The sequence below is a fragment of the Nitratireductor sp. GISD-1A_MAKvit genome (assembly GCF_040819555.1).
Classification (GTDB): Bacteria; Pseudomonadota; Alphaproteobacteria; order Rhizobiales; family Rhizobiaceae; genus Nitratireductor.
Genome location: NZ_CP161920.1, coordinates 3,258,048 through 3,278,644, shown reverse-complemented (window position 1 = coordinate 3,278,644; position 20,597 = coordinate 3,258,048). Strand labels below are relative to the sequence as shown.

Sequence of the window (20,597 nt, the reverse complement as noted above, 5' to 3'; positions counted from 1 at the left end):
GCTGCGGAAGGTCCGGGTTCTGCCGCGCGTCACACGCGCTTTTTTCCGATTTTCCATAATGGCTATGGCAGGGCCATCGCAGGCTTTGCCCATCTCACGGCGAGAACATGACCGACACGTCCGAAAAGATCGACTATTCCAAGACCCTCAACCTGCCGCAGACGGAGTTTCCCATGCGCGCGGGGTTGCCGAAGAAAGAGCCCGAGATCGTTGCGCGCTGGCAGGAGATGGATCTTTACCGTCTCATGCGCGAGGATGCGCAGGGGCGCGAGAAATTCGTGCTGCATGACGGCCCGCCCTATGCAAACGGCAACATCCATATCGGCCATGCGCTGAACAAGGTTTTGAAGGACATCATCACGCGCTCGTTCCAGATGCGCGGCTATGATGCCAATTATGTGCCGGGCTGGGACTGCCACGGCCTGCCGATCGAATGGAAGATCGAGGAGCAGTATCGCGCCAAGGGCAAGAACAAGGACGAGGTGCCGGTCAACGAGTTCCGCCAGGAATGCCGCGACTTCGCCAGCCACTGGATCAAGGTCCAGTCGGAAGAGTTTCTGCGGCTGGGCATCGAAGGCGACTTCAAGAACCCCTACACGACGATGAATTTCCACGCCGAAGCGCGGATTGCCGGCGAGCTTCTGAAATTCGCCATGTCCGGCCAGCTCTATCGCGGCTCCAAGCCGGTGATGTGGAGCGTGGTGGAGCGCACCGCGCTCGCCGAAGCGGAAGTGGAATACCAGGATGTCGAAAGCGACATGATCTGGGTGAAGTTTCCGGTGGCGGAAGGCGAACTCTCGGACGCCTTTGTTGTGATCTGGACGACCACGCCATGGACAATCCCCGGCAACAGGGCAATCGCCTATTCGCCGCGCATCTCCTATGGTCTCTACGAGGTCACGGCTGCGGAAAACGATTTTGGCCCGCAGGCGGGTGAGAAGCTGATCTTCGCCGATGCGCTTGCGGAAGAATCCTTCGCCAAGGCAAAGCTTGAATACAAGCGTCTGCGCGATGTGTCCGCAGAGGCTCTCGCCACCATCACCTGCGCACACCCTCTCAAGGGGCATGGCGGCGGTTATGATTTCACCATCCCGCTTCTGCCCGGCGATCACGTTACCGACGATGCCGGCACGGGCTTCGTCCACACCGCACCCAGCCATGGTCGTGAGGACTTTGACGCGTGGATGGATGCACGCGCCGAGCTTGAGGCGCGTGGCATCGACAGTGCCATCCCGTTCCCGGTCGACGATGCAGGCTATTACACCAAGGACGCGCCGGGCTTCGGTCCCGACCGCGAGGGCGGGGCGGCGCGCGTCATCGACGACAAGGGCAAGAAGGGTGACGCCAACAAGGCCGTCATCGAAGCGCTGATCGCGCGCGACATGCTCTTTGCACGGGGGCGGCTAAAGCACTCCTATCCGCATTCCTGGCGGTCGAAGAAGCCGGTCATCTTCCGCAACACGCCGCAATGGTTTGTCTATATGGACAAGGATCTGGGCGGCTACGGCCTTTCGGCAGAAGGCCGAGCGTCCGACCGGACGCCGGGCGATGTTTCGCCCGCCCCCGCGGAGGCCAGCTCGCAGAGCGAGCGTACGGCCGTGAGCGAAAACCAACCCGACACGCTGCGTTCGCGCGCGCTGAAGGCCATTGACGAGACCCGCTTTGTGCCCGCTGCCGGTCAGTCGCGCCTGCGTGCCATGATCGCCGACCGGCCCGACTGGGTGCTCTCGCGCCAGCGCGCCTGGGGCGTGCCGATCTGCGTTTTTGCCGATGAAGACGGAAACGTGCTTCAGGACGAGGCGGTCAACCAGCGCATTCTCGACGCCTTCGAGGCCGAGGGTGCGGACGCGTGGTTTGCCGAAGGCGCGCGCGAGCGCTTCCTTGGCGAGCGCGCCGGCGAGCCGTGGCAGCAGGTCATGGACATTCTCGATGTGTGGTTCGATTCCGGCTCCACACACACTTTCACGCTGGAAGACCGGCCGGACCTGAAATGGCCCGCCGACGTTTATCTTGAAGGCTCCGACCAGCATCGCGGCTGGTTCCACTCCTCGCTGCTGGAAAGCTGTGCGACGCGGGGGGAGGCTCCCTACAAAGCCGTCATCACCCATGGCTTCACCATGGCAGAAGACGGCCGCAAGATGTCGAAATCGCTCGGCAACACCGTGGTGCCGCAGGAGATCATGAACCAGTCTGGCGCCGACATTCTGCGCCTGTGGGTCGCCACCACCGATTACTGGGAAGATCAGCGTCTCGGCAAGGCGATCATCCAGACCAATGTCGATGCCTATCGCAAGCTCAGAAACACCATCCGCTGGATGCTCGGCACGCTCGCGCATGACACGGGTGAAACCGTGCCGCTGGCCGATATGCCGGAGCTGGAGCGCCTGATGCTCCACCGTCTGGCCGAGCTCGATGAGCTGGTGCGCAAGGGCTATGACAATTTCGATTTCAAGCGCAACATCCGTTCGCTGCTTGATTTCATGGTGGTGGAACTTTCCGCATTCTATTTCGATGTTCGCAAGGATGCGCTCTACTGCGATGCACCGTCGAGCGCGCGCCGCAAGGCATCGCTTCAGGTGGTTCGCACGCTGTTTGACTGCGTGGTAACCTGGCTTGCGCCGATGCTGCCCTTCACCATGGAAGAGGCATGGCTTGAGCGTCATCCCGAGGCGCGTTCGGTGCATCTGGAGCAGTTCCCCGAAGTGCCGCAGGAATGGCGCAATGCGGAGCTTGCCGAGAAATGGAAGAAAATCCGTCAGGTTCGCCGCGTCGTCACCGGTGCTCTGGAAATCGAGCGCAAGGAAAAGACCATCGGTTCCTCGCTTGAAGCTGCCCCGGTCGTCTATGTGAATGATGAAGGCCTGCAAAAGGCGATTGCCGACCGCGACATGGCCGAAATCTGCATCACTTCCGGCATCGATATCCGCCACGAGGCGCCGCCGGCGGATGCCTTCACGCTGGACGAGGTGCCGGGTGTCGGCGTCGTTTTTGCGCGGGCCACGGGCGAGAAATGCGCGCGTTCCTGGCGCTACACGGACGATGTGGGCTCCGATCCGGAATTTCCGGATGTTTCGGCGCGCGATGCGGCAGCCCTGCACGAACTCAAGGCGCTTGGCCGGCTTTGATTGGCGCTGAGCGGGAAGCTTCGGCGCTGCCGATTGCTTCCCGCCGTCTCCTTCGCTACAAATGCCGCCAGGTCAAGGATGCCACGTTGTCGCCGGATTCGTGCGCGACATGCGTGACGTGAGTTCCCGTTGGTCATGCAAGGCGGGACGATAAGCAGGATGCAGCACCGTTGCAGCAGCATTCTGGGAGAGAGGTAGCAGTGATTAGAACGGGTACCACAACATCGCGACGTGCCGTGCGCATGGTTGCAGCTTCGGGCACCCTGTGCCTGTCGGCCGTTCTGTTATCCGGCTGTATGGGCGCCCCGACCTACGGGACCGACAAACCCGCCGATCAGCAATTGCTTGAAGACGTGACCGGCGTACTTTCGCTCGGACCGAAGGACAAGCCGCGCGTCGACTACAAGCCGCGCGCGGGGATTGTCATGCCATCCTCCACCGAAGTGCTGCCGCCGCCGCAGGAAGACGTAGCCTCCGCCGGCAATCCGGCCTGGCCCGAATCTCCCGAAGAGCGCCTTGCGCGCATTCGTGCAGAGGCGACGGCCAACCAGGATAATCCCTTCTACAAATCCCCTGTCGAGCGCGACATCGGTGTCAATGCGCGCACGGAAGACGGTTTCGTCAATCCGGAAATCGCCAAGAAGCAGCGCGAGGAGTATTTCAAGCGCCGTGCGGCGATGAAGCAGGGCAGTGCCACCTCGCGGCGATATCTCAGTGAACCACCGGTCGACTATCGACAGCCCGCGCAAAGCGCGCCAACAGGCGAATTGGGTGAAGACGAAGCCAAGAAGGCCCGCGCCGCACGGAAGGCTGCGCAAAAGGGTGGCGGCGGCTTCGATCTGGGTCGGCTGTGGCCCTGGGGTGGATAACAGATAGGGGTGGACGACACCCCTGACGACGGAGCGGGCCCTGCGCCCGCTTTTTTTTATCGCTGATTTTTGAAGAAGGTCTTCAGAAGTTCCGAGGCTTCTCTTTCGCCCAGACCCGGATAGACTTCGGGAGCATGGTGACAGGTCGGCAGCGTGAAAAAACGGGCGCCATTTGTCACCGCACCACCCTTTTCGTCACCTGCTCCGAAATAAAGGCGGCGGATGCGGGCAAAAGAGATTGCCCCGGCGCACATGGCGCAGGGTTCCAGCGTCACGTAGAGATCCGCCCCGACAAGACGCTCCGTATCAAGAAGAGTGCACGCCTCGCGGATCGCCACGATTTCTGCATGGGCCGTTGGGTCGCTGCATTCGCGGGTCCGGTTTCCAGCGCGCGCGACAATCTTGCCTTCAAGCACGACCACGGCCCCGACAGGCACCTCGCCACGTCCGGCGGCGAGACGCGCCTCTTCGAGCGCAGCATCCATGAAACTGGTGTATTTCGCTTTCGTGGGTCTCTTCAATCTTTTTGCTCGCAACTGGCGGTGCGAATTGTTACCTAGAGCGCCATGCTTCCGGAAGGATGCATGAAGGACGCTTTATCATGTCTTTTCCGTATGTCTGCACAGGTCAGGTGATTCCACCTGGCTGCAAAATGCGTTAGTCGCCTCTATAGCATCGGGTGCGAATTCGGAATCGATTTTCCTGCGGTCCGATCTCTGATTTAAAAAACACTGGAGCGGTTCCGGCGCATGGGGCGCAATGCGGAATCCCGGGGCAAAAGGCCATCATGACCAAAGACCGACCCAAAGAAACCAAGCGGGAAAAGAAACCGGGCAAGCCGGACCGAGGCGGGGATATGGCCCCGAAAGACGCCGAAAAGGCGGGTGGCGAGCGCATTGCCAAGCGTCTGGCACGCGCGGGCATTGCCTCGCGTCGCGACGCCGAAGCGATGATTGAGGCGGGCCGCGTCAGCGTCAACGGAAAGGTTCTTGCCTCTCCGGCTTTCAATGTGAGCGCTTCCGACCGCATTCTGGTGGACGGAGAGCCATTGCCTGCGGTCGAGCGCACGCGGCTCTTTCTCTTCCACAAGCCCGGGGGTGTGGTCACCACCAATCGCGATCCGGAAGGCCGCAAGACCATATTCGACGTGCTTCCGGCAGGCCTGCCGCGGCTCATCACGGTCGGACGTCTCGACATCAATACGGAAGGTCTGATCGTTCTGACCAATGATGGCGGGCTGGCGCGCGCACTGGAACTGCCCGAAACCGGCTGGCTACGCCGCTATCGCGTCCGCGTTCATGGCAAGGTGGACGCAACGGCACTTGAAGGCCTCAAGGAGGGCATTGCCGTTGATGGTGTGTTTTATGGAGCGATCGAGGCGACGCTTGACCGCGAGCAGGGCAGCAATGCCTGGCTGACGCTCGGCCTGCGCGAAGGCAAGAACCGTGAGGTCAAGAATGTGCTCGGTGCGCTGGGGCTGGAGGTTACGCGGCTCATCCGCATTTCCTATGGGCCGTTTCAGCTCGGCACGCTGGGTGAGGGCGAGGTGCAGGAGGTGAAGGGGCGCACCCTGCGCGACCAGCTCGGCGACCGCCTGATCGAGAAATCGGGTGCGAATTTCGATGCGCCCATCGTCAATCCGTTCTCCAACAAGCCCGTTCGCGCCGAGCGCAAGCCGCGCGATGGTGAGGCGGAGGAGAAGCAGGCTGGCCGTGAGCGCGACGGCGCAAAGGGCTTTGTGAAAAACCGCAAGCGCGACCGTGAAGAAAAGCGCGAGGCCGCCCGCGACCGCCTGCAGACGTCCCGACCTGCCCGCCGTGAGGACGAACGCGGACCACGCCAGAACCGGGGCAGCCATGTGTGGATGGCGCCCGGCGCACGGCCACAGGGAAAGCGCAAAGAAGCAGCTGTCGAGGCGGATGCAGACGAGGGAGCGCGGTCAACGCGCAAACCGCGCCGGGAAGGAGCCGCTCCGGCACGCGGTGACAAGCCGTTCCGTTCGCGCGGGGACAAGTCTTTCGGCAAGGACCGCGCGGAACGTGGCGATCGCGCGCGCGGTGGCGACAGGCCTCGCCATTCGAAACACGAAAACCCTGCCGGCGAGACGCGGGAGGGCAGGCCCTTCCGCTCGCGCGACGACCGCTCCGCTTCCGCTGATAAGCCAGGTTTCTCCAAGGGCGGCAAGCGCGACGGAAGGCCGGGGGGAAAGCCGGGGGGGAAGCCCGGGGGGAAACCAGGTGCGGACAAGCGTTTCGGCAAACCCGGCGGCAAGCCTTCCGGTAAACCGGCGGGCAGGTTCTCGGGCAAGCCGGGTGGTGGGCCGCGCCCCGGAAAGGGCCGCAGCGGGACCGGAAAGCCGGGCAAACCCGGCGGGAAGGGCTGACCCGTGCGGATTGTGGGCGGAGAGTTTCGTGGCCGCACGCTGGCCGCTCCGAAATCGGACGCGATCCGCCCCACCACGGACCGTACCCGCCAGGCGCTGTTCAACATTTTCGAGCATCGCCATGCCGGGCGTCTTGAAAATGCGCGTGTGCTCGATCTTTTCGCCGGCACGGGGGCCCTGGGGCTGGAAGCGCTTTCGCGTGGTGCTGCCTTCGCTCTCTTCATCGAAGAGGCGGCCTCTGCCCGCGCGCTGATCCGCAGCAATGTGGAAAACCTTGGCCTGCAGGGGCGCAGCAAGATCTTTCGCCGCGATGCGACGCGGATCGGAGAGGCGGGAACCATTCAGCCCTTCGATGTGGTTCTGGCTGATCCACCCTATGGCAGAAACCTTGGCGAAAAGGCGCTCGCCGCTGCGCTGGCCGGAGGCTGGCTCGCCCCCGGTGCGCTGATCATGGTGGAGGAGGCGGCGGGTTCGCCGTTTCAGCCGCCAGAAGGGGTTCGGCTCATCGAACGGCGTGAATACGGCACATCCTGTGCCACCTTTGCCGAGTGCGCCTGAGTTTCGTCACTTTTGAACCGATAGGTTTGCCTTGTCATGAGCCCGTGGCATTGTGCGCGGGCACACCACAAAACGTACAGGGCCTGTCCATGAGAAATTCCATCGCGAATGTCGCGCGCAAAGCCGCATTCGCAGCCATTGTTGCCATTGCGACGCCCTCGTTTGCCACCGGGCAGGAGGCGGGGCAGGGCGAAGGGCAAGACACCGCCGTTTCCAGTTTCACTCTGGAAAACGGCCTCGAAGTGGTCGTTGTCCCCGACCACCGCGCGCCTGTTGCCACGCACATGCTCTGGTACAAGGTGGGCAGCGCGGATGAAGAACCCGGAAAGTCCGGCATCGCCCACTTCTTCGAACATCTCATGTTCAAGGGCACGAGCACCTATCCCTCCGGCGAATTTTCGGCCGCGATCGCGGCGGTGGGCGGCAGCGAAAATGCCTTCACCTCATATGACTACACGGCTTATTACCAGCAGATCGCGCCGTCCGAACTGCCGGAGATGATGCGCTTTGAGGCCGACCGGATGCGCAATCTGGTGCTGTCGGAAGAAAACATCGAAACCGAACGCCAGGTGGTGCTCGAAGAGCGGCGCCAGCGCACCGACAACGTGCCATCCTCCATTCTCTCGGAAGAGCTGAACGCCACGCTCTATCAAAATCATCCCTATGGCATTCCGGTCATCGGCTGGCAGCAGGAGATCGAGGGGCTGACCCATGAGGATCTGAAGCGCTTCTATGACAGGTTCTACCGGCCCAACAACGCCGTTCTGGTGGTGGCCGGCGACGTGAACGCCGACGAAGTGCGGGAGCTGGCCGAAGAGACTTACGGCAAGATTGAGCGTGGCCCCGACCTGCCGCCGCGCGCGCGGCCCATGGAACCGACCCAGAAAACCGCGCGCTCTGTGACGTTACGCGATCCGCGCGTGACCGTGCCGAACATGTCGATCAACTGGTATGTGCCTTCCGCACGCAGGGCCGATGAGGGCGAGTTCGAAGCGCTGGCCATTCTGTCGGAGATTCTGGGGGAGGGGCTGCGCAGCCGCCTCTATCAGGAACTCGTCGTCAGGCAGGAAATCGCATCCAGCGCCGGCAGCTATCTGCAGGGCGCGGCCCATGATTATTCAGCACTCGTCATTTACGGCCAGCCAGGCGGAGAGGCCGATCTCGAAACGGTCGAGGCCGCGCTCGTTGAGCAGATCGAAAAGATCAAAACCGAAGGCATCACGCAGAAGGAGCTGGAAACCGCACGGACGAAGATCCTGCGTGACCAGATCTTCATGCGCGACAGCCAGGTGCGCAGCGCAAACCTCTTTGGCGCCGTTCTGACGACCGGTGGCAGTGTCGAGGACATCACCGGCCTGCCGGAGCGCCTCGACGCGGTCACGGTCGAGGCAGTGCAGGCGGCGGCCAACCGCTATCTCGACCTGAACCGTGCGGTGAAGGGCTACCTGCTTCCCGAAGAGGGAGAGCGCTCGTGAGCAAGACAGAGACAATCAATCCAGGTGTTTTCATGCGCAGTCTGCTGAAGGCCGGGGTGCTGTTCGCCCTGATATTCGTCATCGCTCCGGCTCACGCGGCGGTAAAGATTCAGGATGTGAAGTCACCGAAGGGCATCGTGGCATGGCTGGTGGAGGATCACTCGCTGCCCATCATCACCTTCCAGTTTTCGTTCAAGGGTGGAACTGCGCAGGACCCGGAAGGCAAGGAGGGGCTCGCCAACCTCATGACCGGCCTTTTCGACGAGGGCGCGGGTGATCTCGATTCCGATGCGTTTCAGCTGAAGCTTGAGGAATTGGGTGCGGAAATGTCGTTCCGCGCCAACTCCGACGAAATTTCCGGCCAGGTTCGGATGCTTGCCGACAACAGCGACGAGGTCCTGGAACTGGTGCGGCTTGCAGTGACCAGCCCGCGTTTCGACGCCGATCCGGTGGAACGCATTCGTGGCCAGATTGCCGTCAGGATCCGCTCCAATGAGCGTGATCCGCGCAAGCAGGGGTTTCGCAAACTCTCCGAGGCGCTCTACGAGGACCATCCCTATGCGCATTCGGACGAGGGGACGCTGGCGAGCCTTGCCAGCATTTCACCGGAAGACCTGAAGGCCTTTCACGCCCGCGTCTTTGCGCGCTCGAACCTCACCATCGGCGTGGTGGGCGCGATCGATGCGGAACGGCTGGCCCCGGTTCTCGACAGGGTGTTTGGCGAGCTGCCGCAAGAGGCAGAACTGAACACAGTTGCCGACGTCGAACCGAAGCTCGATCAGGAAATCCGGGTCGATTATCCCCTGCCGCAGGCCACGCTTCAGCTTGTTTATCCCGGTGTCAGGCGTGATGATCCGGAGTTCTTCTCCGCCTATCTTCTCAACCAGATCCTCGGCGGTGGCGTGTTCTCCTCGCGGCTGTTCAATGAAGTGCGCGAGAAGCGGGGCCTTGCCTATGGCGCGTCTTCCTATCTCGACAGCCGGGATCATGCCCAGTCTCTGGCTATTCAGACCGCCACAAGCGCCGAACGGGCCTCGGAAACCCTTTCGGTCATCGAGGATGTGGTTTCGAGCCTGCGTGACGAGGGGCCGACCGCCGAAGAGCTTGAAACGGCCAAGACCTATGTCATCGGTTCCTATGCCATCAACAATCTGGATTCTTCCATTGCCATCGCGCGCACGCTGGTCGGATTGCAGCAGGACAGTCTGGGAATTGACTACATCGAGCGGCGCGAGGATCTTATCAATGCGGTGACGCTGGACGATGTGAAGGAAACGGCAAGACGGCTTCTTTCGCACGAGCCGGCGCTGTTGGTGGTTGGGCCTGCAGATCAGGTTCGCAACGGAGGTTAACCGGTGGAGATCGCATTGGCAGATGGCGGATCGCCAGAACGGAGGGCATCCGGCGGGCCAAGCTTCGCGCTTGCGCTTGGCGGCGGTGGCGCGCGCGGACTGGCGCATATCCACGTTATCGAAACCCTCAACGAACTGGGCATTACGCCGACTGTCATTGCGGGCTCTTCCATCGGCGCGCTGATGGGGGCGGGCTTCGCCGCCGGCATCAGTGGCCGGGACATTCACGAGCATGCGCGTGCCATTCTGGGGAGCCGGGCGGAGGTTGCAAGCCGCCTGTGGAAGGCCCGGCCCGGCAAGTTCTCGGAGATGATGGAAGGCGGGTTCCGCTTCGGTCAGTTCAATGCCGAGCGCATTATCAGCGCGTTTCTGCCGCAGGGGGTTCCAAAAACCTTCGAGGAGCTGAAGATACCACTGCGTGTCACGGCCACGGACTATTTCCGCCACGAGCTTGCCGTGCTTGACAGCGGGGCGCTGGCAGAAGCGCTGGCCGCTTCGGCCGCCATCCCGGCCGTTTTCCGCCCCGTGGAGCGGGGCGGGCGCACGCTGATCGATGGCGGGATCTACAATCCCGTTCCTTTCGATCTGGTGGAGGGCAAGGCCGACATACTGATCGCCATCGACGTGGTTGGCGCGCCCAACGACACGGGCGGCAAGCCGCCAACCTCCATCGAACTCATGTTCGGGGCAAGTCAGCTCATGATGCAGTCGATCATCGCCATGAAGCTGGAACACGGACGGCCCGATATTCTCATACGCCCTGCCGTTTCACGCTTTCGCGTGCTCGACTTCATGAAGATCGATGCCATACTGGCGGAAACCGAGGCCATCCGCGATGAACTGAAACGCGCGATCGACGCCGCCATCGGTGACCATGAAAAGGCCCGCGCCTAGAGCATTTGGCAGTCAGGTGGAATCACGTGACGTCCGCATAAATGCGGAAAAACGGATGGATTGAGCGGAGCAGGGCTTCCCTGAAACGGTGAACCGCTCTAGCCCACCGGTTCGTCATCCTGATCGATGCGCTGGCTCTCGCGGTTCGGCTTGATGAGCGGCTCCGGCGTGACCGGACGCACGCGCATCTTGTCATTGCCGGCATAAAGACCCTCGACGGACTGGATCGCCAGCCGCTCTTCGTCACGCCGGCGCACATCCTCGACGATTTCGCTGGCGATTTCCTCGCTGGTGCCGAGCGCCTGAAGGGTTATACCGCCGAACAGCAGCGCCGATTCCACCGTCTCACGGATTTCGTACTCCACGTCGCGGCTGCGCAGCGACAGCGTGTGGGCACGGTCGTAGGACCGGACGTATAGACGCACATGCGGGAACTCGTCGCGGATCAGGTCGACGATCTGGTCGGTTGCCGTCGCGCCATTGGTGCAAACGGCGACAATCTTCGTGTGGCGGATGCCCGCCGCTTCCAGAACCTCCTTGCGCCGCCCGTCTCCGAAATAGATGCGAAAGCCGAACCGTTCGGCGGCACGCACACGGTCTGCCGAGTGATCGATGATGGTCACATCCGTTCCGCCCGAAAGCAGGACCTGCGAGGCCATCTGTCCGAAACGGGAAAAGCCGATCATCATGACATCGGTGCCGGCACCCTCGAAATCCTCGTCCATTTCTTCTGCCGGCTCGCTGCGGATCAGCATTTCGCCGAGCCGAACGGTGAGCGGGGTGAGCGCCATGGAGACGGTAACGACGGCAATCAACAGCGATGCGGTCGACTGGGGGAAGATGAAAGCGGAGGCGGCAGCCGTGAACAGGACAAACCCGAACTCACCGCCCTGCGGCAACAGGGCTGCGACGCGAACGGCGCAGTTGTGATCGTTGCCGAAGCTGCGGCTGATCCCGTAGAGAATGACCGCCTTCACCAGCATCAGTATGGGAACGGCAATCAGGATGGATACCCAGTTCTCCAGCACGATCCTCAAATCGAGCGACAGGCCGATCGCCATGAAAAACAGGCCGAGAAGAATGCCGCGAAACGGCTCGATATCGGCTTCCAGCTCATGACGGAACGAGGACTCCGCCAAAAGAACACCTGCGATGAAGGCGCCAAGTGCCATGGAAAGGCCGGCCATCTGCATGATGGTCGCAGAGCCCAGAACCACGAGCAGGGCGGCGGCAATCATCACCTCCTTTGCGCCGGTGTTGGCGATCACTCGAAAAAGCGGGTTGAGCAGGTAACGGCCCGCGGCGATGAGAGCCACCACGCTGGCGATGGCCAGCGCGAACCGTTCGAGGCTGATTGCATCGGCGCCTTCTCCGCCGGGGGAAAGCAGTGGAACCAGCGCCAGAAGGGGAGCAATGGCCAGATCCTGAAACAGAAGGATCGAAAATGAGGTCTGTCCGTACCGGCTGTTGAGCGCACCCTGCGATTCCAGCGTCTGCACGGCGAAAGCGGTGGACGAAAGTGCAAGGCCAAAGCCAATCACAAACGCTGCCCCATAGGAGAAATCGGTCAGCAACAGGGTGACCATGGCAAGGGCGATGCCGGTGACGACAACCTGAATCAGCCCCATGCCGAATATGCTGCGCCGCATTGCCCAGAGGCGGGCGGGCTTCAGCTCCAGCCCGATAATGAACAGCAGAAGCACGACACCCAGCTCTGCCACATGTAGCAGCTGCTCGCCCTCCGATATCAGCAGGAGAACGGGGCCGATGGCGATGCCGGCAGCCAGATAACCCAGAATCGTGCCGAGCCCGATACGCGCAAACAATGGCGCCGCAATCACCGCCCCGCCCAGAAGCAGCAGGGGTTCATAGTAGAGCGGTGCAGCAGCTTCGACGGCCATCGGCCCTCCGGCATTTCATGGGAATCTCAGCTTACCATTGCACAACTGAGCGGTGAATCATAAATGGAACGGACAGTTATTCCGCACGCCTACAGTTTTTTCAGGCAGAACCGGCCAGGAACGCGATGACAGAGAAACCCGAAAACAAGCAACTGGCCGACCGGGTGGTCGCCCTCGTCGAGGCTGCGAAAAAAGCCGGAGCCGACGCCTCCGATGCGGTGGTGGTTCGCGCCCGTTCCAGAAGCGTCTCCGTGCGCCTTGGCAAGGTGGAAGGAACCGAAGCATCGGAAAGCGATGACATGTCACTGCGCGTGTTCGTGGGGCAGCGGGTCGCCAGTGTTTCAGCACCCGCCAATGCGGATCCCGCCCCGCTCGCGGAGCGCGCTGTGGCCATGGCAAAAGCCTCGCCTGAGGATCCCTATCAGGGGCTGGCCGACAGTGAGAGACTGGCGCGTGAGGTTCGCGATCTGGACCTCTGTGACGCGACGGAGATTTCCGCCGAGCGCCTGAAAGAGGATGCACTGGCCGCAGAGGCGGCTGCCCTCGATGTGGCCGGGGTCACCAATTCATCAGGCAGTGGAGCCAGTGCCGGTCTGGGCGGTCTGGTTCTTGCCACGTCGGAAGGCTTCATCGGGGCCTATGAAGCAACACGCTTCTCGCGTTCGGTCAGCGTTGTGGCGGGCGAAGGCACCGGCATGGAGCGCGATTACGATTATTCCTCGCGCCTTCATTTTCTCGATCTGGAAAGCCCTGAAACGATCGGCCGCAATGCCGCTGAACGGGCCGTGCGGCGGCTGAACCCCCGAAAGGTGGATACCGGGCGCTATCCCGTTGTCTACGATCCGCGCGTGGCGCGCGGCATTGCGGGGCATCTCGCTTCCGCGATCAATGGCGCGTCCGTTGCGCGCAAATCGAGCTTTCTGCGCCATCTGATGGGTGAGAAGGTTGCGGCGGACGGCATCGTGGTGACGGACGACCCGCAGCGGCGGCGCGGCACGTCCTCCCGTCCCTTCGACGGGGAAGGCGTGGCCGGAGAAAAGCTCGTCATGATCGAAGATGGTGTTTTGAAACACTGGTTTTTGTCGACCTCTGTTGCTCGCCAGCTTGGCCTGCCGGACACAAACGGTCGCGGAGTGCGCGGTTCTTCCTCGGTCAATCCCGCCTCGACCAATCTGGCGCTTGAACCTGGTGAGCAGACGCCGGAGGAACTGATCGGGAGCATCAAGGCGGGATTCTATGTGACGGAGGTTTTCGGGCAGGGGGTCAATCTCGTAACCGGAGAATATAGTCGTGGTGCTGCCGGATTCTGGATCGAGAATGGCGCGATTACCTATCCGGTCTCGGAAGTCACCATCGCCTCGAACCTGAAAGACATGTTCCTCAACATGACACCCGCCAGCGATATCGACCGAAATTTCGGGACGGCCGCTCCGACCCTGCTTGTGGAAGGCATGACGCTTGCCGGAAACTAGACCACACGAACCGTCGCTCCAGGCCGATCTCGAACTGATTGCCACAGCTGCGCGGCAGGCAGGCGACATTGCACTCAAATATTTTCGGCGCGATCCGGAAGTGTGGTGGAAAGAGGGTGATTCACCGGTCAGTGAGGCCGATTACGCTGTCGACCGGTTTTTGCGGACCGAGCTTCTGGCGGCGCGGCCCGAATATGGCTGGCTTTCGGAGGAAACTGCGCTTGCACAGCAGGAACTCGAACGCGAGAAAGTGTTTGTCGTCGATCCGATCGATGGAACAAGGGCATTCATCGATGGTCGTCCGGTATGGTGCGTGAGCATTGGAGTGGTGCATCGCGGAAAGAGCGTTGTTGGTGTGCTGGAGTGCCCCGCACTTTCTGAAACCTATCATGGGCTGGCGGGCGCAGGCGCATTCTGCAATGGACAGGCTCTTGCGGTGAAACCTGCCGGCGAGGCCTTCGTGATCGGTGGTCCCAAGGCCATGATCTCTGAACTGCCAGCCGATGTTTTGCGGAAAAACAGGGCTCATGGCTATGTTCCCTCACTCGCCTACCGCATTGCGATGGTTGCCAGTGGCGCGCTTGACGCCACTTTCGTGAAACCCAATTCGCATGACTGGGACCTGGCCGCAGCCGATGTGATCCTGAGCGAAGCGGGTGGCACGATCCGGGATGCGCAGGGAAATGCTCTCTCCTATGCGTCCGGAAATCCCAAGAAGGGAGCACTTGCTGCTGGCAGTGGCGTGCTCCTTGATGCGATGACACAGGCTCTGACAGGCGGGTCCTGACAGAGTTCTACACGTCCCGAAACGGGGAAAGCCGGTCTAAACGGTTCCAAAATCGCCGGAATTCCTCTACACGGGCGGTTAGCGATTTGCTTATTGCCACATTCCTTTGCAAATGGGCTTCGACATGTCCGAGAATAAAGAGAATTCCCAGCTTCTTCATCTGGTCTTCGGCGGCGAACTGACGTCGTTGACCGGGGTCACGTTCCGCGATCTCGACGATGTCGACATCGTCGGCATTTATCCTGATTACAAATCCGCCGAAAAAGCCTGGCGCGCCAAGGCGCAGGAGACCGTTGACAATGCGCATATGCGCTATTTCATCGTTCATCTCCATCGCCTGCTGGATCCTGCGTCCGACGAGACACGGGGATAGCCCGGCAGGCCCCGGTCAACCCCGAGGCAGCGCCGGTTAGCAAGGAACCGCATATGGAAAACAAGGCGAGTGCGCCTTCCCCTGCCATGGCCGCCAATCGAAAGAAGACCGGCCGCCGCCCCCTGAAGGAGTTGTGGCGCCGCATCCGCAAGCCCCTTGCGAAGTCGCGCTTCGTGAAACAGGTGCTGGCGACGGTGATGGCTGGCGCCGTCTGGCTGATCGACCGCACCAATCCGCGTGTGGAGGGATCTGACGACCTGCAGGCGGCAATCGATGCGCACTCACCGGCGATTGCAGCGCTCTGGCATGGGCAGCACATTCTCGGTCCGGCCATCAATCCCCGCAGGCACAAGATCGTTGCCCTCTTTTCACGCAGTGCCGATGCGGAACTGAACGCGCTGGTGGCCGAGAAACTGGGGTTTGAGACCGTGCGCGGATCGGGCGGCCGCAAGGGCGAGCGCGATGTCCGCAAGGGTGGCGCGAAGGCGCTGATCATGCTGAAAAAAACCATAGATCGCGGTTGCAACGTGGCAATGATCGCCGACATTCCCCATGGGACCCCACGCGAAGCCGGGCTTGGCATCGTGACCCTGGCACGGATCTCCGGCCGTCCCATCGTTCCTGTCGCCATTGCCACCAGCCGCCGCAAGGTGCTGGAGCGGACCTGGGACAAGACCACCATCAATCTGCCCTTCGGCAAAAGTGCCGTGATCCTCGGCGATCCCATCTATGTCGCCTCCGATGCGGACGAGACGGTCATGGAAGAAAAGCGCTGCGAAGTGACCAGCGCGCTCAACGAGGCGACCCGGCGGGCCTATGCTCTGGTTGACGGTACCTGACCGATGAGTGAACGCTGGGCGCGTGCAATCCTCACAACCTATCGCTGGGTGGGTGCTGCCGCCTTCCCGCTTGTCGGCGGCTACATCGTCTGGCGGGCGGGCAAGGGCAAGGAAGACAGGGCGCGCCGCCACGAACGCTATGGGATGGCTGGCCATCCCAGACCCGACGGCCCGTTGATCTGGGTGCACGCCGCCAGCGTCGGAGAGACGGTGGCGGTGATCGGGTTGATCGAGCATCTGCTCGGCTACGGCATCAACATCGTTCTGACCACGGGAACCGTCACATCCGCACAGGTGGCCGAGGAGCGGCTTGGCGGCGCGGTCATTCACCAGTATGTGCCGCTCGACCTGAAGCCCGCGGTCAGCCGTTTTCTCAATCACTGGCAGCCGGATCTGGCCATCATGGCGGAATCCGAGATATGGCCGATGACCATTCTGGAGCTTGGCGCGCGGCGTGTGCCGCAGGTGCTCGTGAACGGGCGCCTTTCCGACCGGTCGTTCGCGCGCTGGGAAAAACGCGCCTTTCTCGCAGAAGCGCTGTTTGAGAACCTTGCGCATGTGGTGGCGCAGTCCGAGGTGGACGGCGAGCGCTTCCGCACTCTGGGCGCAAGGCCGGTGACCGTCTCGGGCAATCTCAAGGTCGACACCCATGCGCCGCCGGTGGAGCCGGAAGCGCTGGCCACGCTGGAAGAGCAGATCGGCGATCGTGAAACATGGGCTGCCGTTTCCACCCATGAGGGTGAGGAGACCGTTGCCGCGGATGTGCATGAAAAGCTGAAAGCCCGCCATCCGGACCTGCTGACGATCATCGTGCCGCGCCACCCCGAACGCGCCGATGTTCTGGAGGAGGAATTCAGGTCTCGCGGGCTGAGGGTCGCGCGGCGCAGCCGTAAGGATACGGTGCTGAAGGAGACCGACATTCTGCTTGGCGATACGATCGGTGAAATGGGACTCTATCTCAGACTCACGGAAGTGGCCTTTGTCGGGCGCTCTCTGGCGCAATCGGGCGGGCAGAACCCGATCGAGCCGGCACGTCTGGGCACGGCGGTGCTTTCGGGCTGCAATGTGCAGAATTTCCGCGATGCCTATCGCCGCCTGATCGATGCGGGCGGGGCACGGCTGGTGCGCGACGGCGAGATGCTGGCCGGTGGGGTGAATTTTCTGCTCAACAATTATTCGGCCCGCCGCACCATGATCAAGGCCGGCCGAGCGGCTGTCGACGACATGTCGGGTGCGCTCACCCGCACGCTGCAGGCGCTCGACCCCTACATACATCCGCTGATCGTCAAGAGCAGGCTTGAGGGCGACGAGGGGCATGGCTAGCGAGGCACCTCCATTCTGGTGGGAGGCCGCCGACTGGCGGGCCTGGAGCCTCTCGCCACTTTCCGCGCTCTATGGCCTTGTGGCCGGCTACCGCATGGCCTCTGCAAAGCGTGCAAAGGTGGACGCGCCGGTATTGTGTGTCGGCAATTTCACCGTTGGCGGCGAGGGCAAGACACCGGTTTCCATCGCGCTTGCCAGACAGGCGAAAATGCTTGGCCGCAAGCCCGGCTTCCTGACGCGCGGCCATGGCGGCTCGATGGCAGGGAGCGCGATGGCAGGCGCGCATCTGGTGAATGTGAGGAAGGACCTGTCGCGCCATGTGGGCGATGAGCCCCTGCTCCTGGCGCGCCACGCGCCGACGCTGGTGGCGCCCGACCGACTGACGGGCGCGCGCGAGCTGATCGGGATTGGCTGCGACTTCATCATCATGGATGACGGCTTCCAGAGCGCGCGCATTCACATGGATTATGCGGTGATGGTGATCGATGCCAGGCGTGGACTCGGCAATGGCCACATCATCCCCGGCGGCCCCATGCGCGCGCCGCTGGTGGACCAGCTGCGCTATGCGGATGCGGTTTTGACCATGGGCGAGGGCAATGCGGCCGACCGGGTGGTGCGCAGGGCCTCGCGGGCGGGGCGGCCGGTGTTTGAGGCCAGGCTCAGACCGCGTGGCGTGCGCGCGATCAAGGGCGGGCGGTTTCTTGCCTTCGCCGGGATCGGCAACCCGAAAAAATTCTTCGACAGCGTGGCCGAAGCCGGTGGTACGGTGGTGGAGGCGCGCAGCTTTCCCGATCACCACCCCTTTGACGATGACGAGGCGCGCGATCTGCTGGCGGCAGCGGAAAAAGACGGGCTTCAGCTCATCACCACCGAAAAGGATCTCGTGCGGCTGAAGGGCGGTCGCGAGGCGCTGGGTGCGCTTGCCGAAAAAAGCCGCGTGCTGCAGGTGGAGGCCGAATTCGACGCGCCCGACATGCCGGTCTCCATCGTAGAAAGCACGATCGAGGCCTGGCGCGCGCGCGCGCTGAGATAGATCAGCCGCGCTTTCTCAGCCCAGGGTTCATTTCCACCTCGCGCGCGAGCGAGGTCTCGGCGTTCACATAGGGTTCCTGCCGCGCGACGCTCCAATATTTCAGATCGTCGAGCTGGATCGGCTGTTCGGTGACGGCGCAGCGCACGAAAGCGCCGGGCGTCATCACCTGAAAATCGCCATCCAGATAGCGAATGCGCGCCTCGCGCGCGCCGGGTCCTTCAAAACGGTTCATCGCGTCACCTTTTTATCGGGTTCCTTGCGCCATATTTCGAGGCCAAGGTCAAGCATGTCGCCTCACCGCCGCCCGAACAGCCGCTCAATATCGGTCAGCTTCAACTCGATATAGGTCGGGCGACCGTGATTGCACGTGCCGGAGCCGGGGGTGGCTTCCATCTGGCGCAGAAGCGCGTTCATCTCTTCAGCCCTGAGCCGCCGGCCAGACCGCACCGAACCATGACAGGCCATGGTGGCGGCGATGTGGTCGATCCGTTCCTTCAGCGTGTCGGCGGTGTCGTTTTCGGCAATCTCGTCGGCAAGATCGCGCACCAGCTGCGGCACATCCACCTTGCCCAGCATGGAGGGCGTTTCGCGCACGGCAATGGCGCCCGGGCCAAACCGCTCCAGCCCCAGCCCGAACCGGGCGAGGAACGCCGCATGGGCGGCGAGGCGGTCGGCATCCTCCTCCGGAAGGTCGACAATCTCCGGCAAAAGCAGCATCTGCGCGGGGAGGGGGCGGGCGTGCAGCGCCTCTTTCAGCGCTTCATAGACAAGCCGCTCATGGGCGGCGTGCTGGTCGACAATGACCAGCGAATCCTCCGTCTGCGCGACGATGTAATTCTCATGCACCTGCGCCCGCGCGGCCCCGAGCGGGGTGCGCATCAGCTCAGGTGCCGCCTCCACCTCGCCCGCGCGCGCATCGGCGGAAAGGGCCGCCCCCACATCGAACGCCGCCTGGCCGGGCTCGGCAAAGCCCGATGCCGTGCTCATCTCCAGCGGCCGGGTGGGGGAGGTGGCCGCACTCCAGCCGCCTGAGGGGTGCTGCGCAGGGCGGGGTGGTGGTGTGTAGCGCTGCGGCGCGGCGTGGCCCTCTGCCCGCTGTTCCGGCCGCTGAAAGGCGGCGAGCATGGCGTCGGCCCCGGAGGTGGAGGCGCGCATGCCGCTGATCTCCAGCGCATGGCGGATCGCGCCGACGATCAGCCCGCGCACCAGCCCCGGATCGCGAAAGCGCACATCGGCCTTGGCCGGGTGCACATTGACATCCACCAGCGCCGGATCGAGCGTGATGAAGAGCGCGGCCACCGCATGCCGGTCGCGCGGCAGCGCGTCCATATAGGCGCCGCGAATGGCGCCGGTGAGCAGCTTGTCGCGCACGGGCCGGCCATTCACATAGAAATATTGCAGCATCGCATTGCCGCGCGAAAAGGAGGGGATCGACGCATGACCCGAAAGGGAGACGCCGTCACGCTCCGCCTCGATGGGCAGCGTGTTTTCGGCAAAGTCGCGGCCCATCACCTGCGCGATGCGGCGCAAAAGCCCCTCGCCATCGGCGGGCACGGCGGGCAGTTCCAGCGTGTTGCGGTCTGTGCCCGTCAACGTGAAGCGCACCTGCGGGAAGGCGAGCGCCATGCGCTTCACCACCTCGGTGATGGCGGCGGTTTCGGCGCGCTCGCTCTTCATGAATTTCAGCCTTGCGGGCGTGGCGAAAAAGAGGTCGCGCACCTCCACCGTCGTGCCGCGATTGGCGGCGACTGGCTTCACCGCCGAGACGCGCCCGCCCTCGACGGAAATCTCCGCCGCACTGTCGGCCCCTTCGGGCCGCGAGCGCAGCGAAAGCCGCGCCACCGAGCCGATGGAGGGCAGCGCCTCGCCGCGAAAGCCGAGCGAGCGAATGTCGTGAATATCGTCGGTGAGTTTCGACGTGCAATGGCGCGAGACGGCGAGCGGCAGCTCTTCGGGCGGCATGCCGCCACCATTGTCGGTGACGCGGATCAGCGAAAGCCCGCCGCCGGCTGTCGCCACCTCGATGCGCGTTGAGCCCGCATCGAGCGCGTTTTCCACCAGCTCCTTCACCACACTCGCGGGCCGCTCGATCACCTCGCCAGCGGCGATCTGGTTGATCACGGTATCGGTGAGCTGGCGAATGGTGCGGGGGGCTGTGGTCATGGGTTCGATTTTAGGGAGATTCGGGGGTGGGGAGAAGGGTGGGCGGTGAT

The 20,597-nt window shown here is 62.8% G+C and carries 17 protein-coding genes; 13 read left to right on the top strand and 4 right to left on the bottom strand.

Annotation, left to right across the window (positions count from 1 at the left end; genetic code table 11):
- Nucleotides 1-107 precede the first annotated feature (107 nt).
- Both ileS and AB2N04_RS17080 read left to right on the top strand, forming a co-directional pair.
- The gene (gene ileS, locus AB2N04_RS17085) at nucleotides 108-3,125 is read left to right on the top strand and encodes an isoleucine--tRNA ligase (RefSeq protein ID WP_367715789.1); all 3,018 of its coding nucleotides are present in this window, start codon (nucleotides 108-110) and stop codon (nucleotides 3,123-3,125) included.
- 200 nt (nucleotides 3,126-3,325) lie between these two features.
- A complete protein-coding gene (locus AB2N04_RS17080) occupies nucleotides 3,326-3,994 on the top strand; it encodes a hypothetical protein (RefSeq protein WP_367715787.1) in 669 nt (222 codons plus the stop codon).
- Between the two features lie 56 nt (nucleotides 3,995-4,050).
- On the opposite strand, the gene AB2N04_RS17075 is transcribed toward AB2N04_RS17080, so the two are convergent.
- Complete coding sequence (locus AB2N04_RS17075; protein WP_367718844.1) at nucleotides 4,051-4,479, bottom strand: nucleoside deaminase; 429 nt, start codon at nucleotides 4,477-4,479, stop codon at nucleotides 4,051-4,053.
- A 371-nt stretch (nucleotides 4,480-4,850) separates the two neighbouring features.
- Between AB2N04_RS17075 and AB2N04_RS17070 the strand changes: the two genes are divergently transcribed.
- From AB2N04_RS17070 to AB2N04_RS17050, 5 genes are all read left to right on the top strand, one after another.
- Nucleotides 4,851-6,377, top strand: coding sequence for a pseudouridine synthase (locus AB2N04_RS17070; protein WP_367715785.1), 1,527 nt, complete (start codon nucleotides 4,851-4,853; stop codon nucleotides 6,375-6,377).
- Nucleotides 6,378-6,380: 3 nt separating this feature from the next.
- Nucleotides 6,381-6,935 carry a 16S rRNA (guanine(966)-N(2))-methyltransferase RsmD gene (rsmD, locus tag AB2N04_RS17065; RefSeq protein WP_367715783.1) on the top strand — a complete coding sequence of 185 codons (555 nt, stop codon included), beginning with the start codon at nucleotides 6,381-6,383 and terminating at the stop codon, nucleotides 6,933-6,935.
- An 89-nt stretch (nucleotides 6,936-7,024) separates the two neighbouring features.
- On the top strand, nucleotides 7,025-8,410 hold the full coding sequence (locus AB2N04_RS17060; RefSeq protein ID WP_367715781.1) for a M16 family metallopeptidase: 1,386 nt from the start codon (nucleotides 7,025-7,027) through the stop codon (nucleotides 8,408-8,410).
- 32 nt (nucleotides 8,411-8,442) lie between these two features.
- The gene (locus AB2N04_RS17055; RefSeq protein ID WP_367718843.1) at nucleotides 8,443-9,762 is read left to right on the top strand and encodes a M16 family metallopeptidase; all 1,320 of its coding nucleotides are present in this window, start codon (nucleotides 8,443-8,445) and stop codon (nucleotides 9,760-9,762) included.
- 3 nt (nucleotides 9,763-9,765) lie between these two features.
- Nucleotides 9,766-10,656, top strand: a complete 891-nt coding sequence (locus AB2N04_RS17050; protein ID WP_367715779.1) for a patatin-like phospholipase family protein — start codon at nucleotides 9,766-9,768, stop codon at nucleotides 10,654-10,656.
- Nucleotides 10,657-10,754: 98 nt separating this feature from the next.
- On the opposite strand, the gene AB2N04_RS17045 is transcribed toward AB2N04_RS17050, so the two are convergent.
- Nucleotides 10,755-12,557, bottom strand: a complete 1,803-nt coding sequence (locus tag AB2N04_RS17045) for a monovalent cation:proton antiporter-2 (CPA2) family protein (protein WP_367715777.1) — start codon at nucleotides 12,555-12,557, stop codon at nucleotides 10,755-10,757.
- Nucleotides 12,558-12,682: 125 nt separating this feature from the next.
- Between AB2N04_RS17045 and AB2N04_RS17040 the strand changes: the two genes are divergently transcribed.
- The 6 genes from AB2N04_RS17040 to lpxK all read left to right on the top strand — a co-directional run bounded on the left by AB2N04_RS17040 (nucleotide 12,683) and on the right by lpxK (nucleotide 18,384).
- Nucleotides 12,683-14,029 carry a TldD/PmbA family protein gene (locus AB2N04_RS17040; protein ID WP_367715775.1) on the top strand — a complete coding sequence of 449 codons (1,347 nt, stop codon included), beginning with the start codon at nucleotides 12,683-12,685 and terminating at the stop codon, nucleotides 14,027-14,029.
- Entirely contained in the window at nucleotides 14,016-14,816 is an 801-nt protein-coding gene (locus AB2N04_RS17035) for a 3'(2'),5'-bisphosphate nucleotidase CysQ (protein ID WP_367715773.1), read from the top strand. The genes AB2N04_RS17040 and AB2N04_RS17035 overlap by 14 nt, the downstream gene beginning before the upstream one ends.
- Nucleotides 14,817-14,940: 124 nt before the next feature.
- A complete protein-coding gene (locus tag AB2N04_RS17030) occupies nucleotides 14,941-15,189 on the top strand; it encodes a DUF4170 domain-containing protein (protein WP_367715771.1) in 249 nt (82 codons plus the stop codon).
- 53 nt (nucleotides 15,190-15,242) lie between these two features.
- Nucleotides 15,243-16,028 (top strand): lysophospholipid acyltransferase family protein, encoded by a 786-nt coding sequence (locus AB2N04_RS17025; RefSeq protein ID WP_367715770.1) that lies wholly within the window; start codon nucleotides 15,243-15,245, stop codon nucleotides 16,026-16,028.
- 3 nt (nucleotides 16,029-16,031) lie between these two features.
- Nucleotides 16,032-17,351 (top strand): lipid IV(A) 3-deoxy-D-manno-octulosonic acid transferase, encoded by a 1,320-nt coding sequence (gene waaA, locus AB2N04_RS17020; protein ID WP_367715768.1) that lies wholly within the window; start codon nucleotides 16,032-16,034, stop codon nucleotides 17,349-17,351.
- Nucleotides 17,344-18,384 (top strand): tetraacyldisaccharide 4'-kinase, encoded by a 1,041-nt coding sequence (gene lpxK / locus AB2N04_RS17015; protein ID WP_367715766.1) that lies wholly within the window; start codon nucleotides 17,344-17,346, stop codon nucleotides 18,382-18,384. Before waaA ends, lpxK begins: the two co-directional genes overlap by 8 nt.
- 1 nt (nucleotide 18,385) lies before the next feature.
- On the opposite strand, the gene AB2N04_RS17010 is transcribed toward lpxK, so the two are convergent.
- Together AB2N04_RS17010 and mutL are read right to left on the bottom strand one after the other, a co-directional pair.
- Nucleotides 18,386-18,616 (bottom strand): DUF2093 domain-containing protein, encoded by a 231-nt coding sequence (locus AB2N04_RS17010; RefSeq protein WP_367715765.1) that lies wholly within the window; start codon nucleotides 18,614-18,616, stop codon nucleotides 18,386-18,388.
- Nucleotides 18,617-18,678: 62 nt separating this feature from the next.
- Nucleotides 18,679-20,547: a DNA mismatch repair endonuclease MutL gene (gene mutL, locus AB2N04_RS17005; RefSeq protein WP_367715763.1), complete on the bottom strand. Its 1,869-nt coding sequence runs from the start codon at nucleotides 20,545-20,547 to the stop codon at nucleotides 18,679-18,681.
- Nucleotides 20,548-20,597 lie beyond the last annotated feature (50 nt).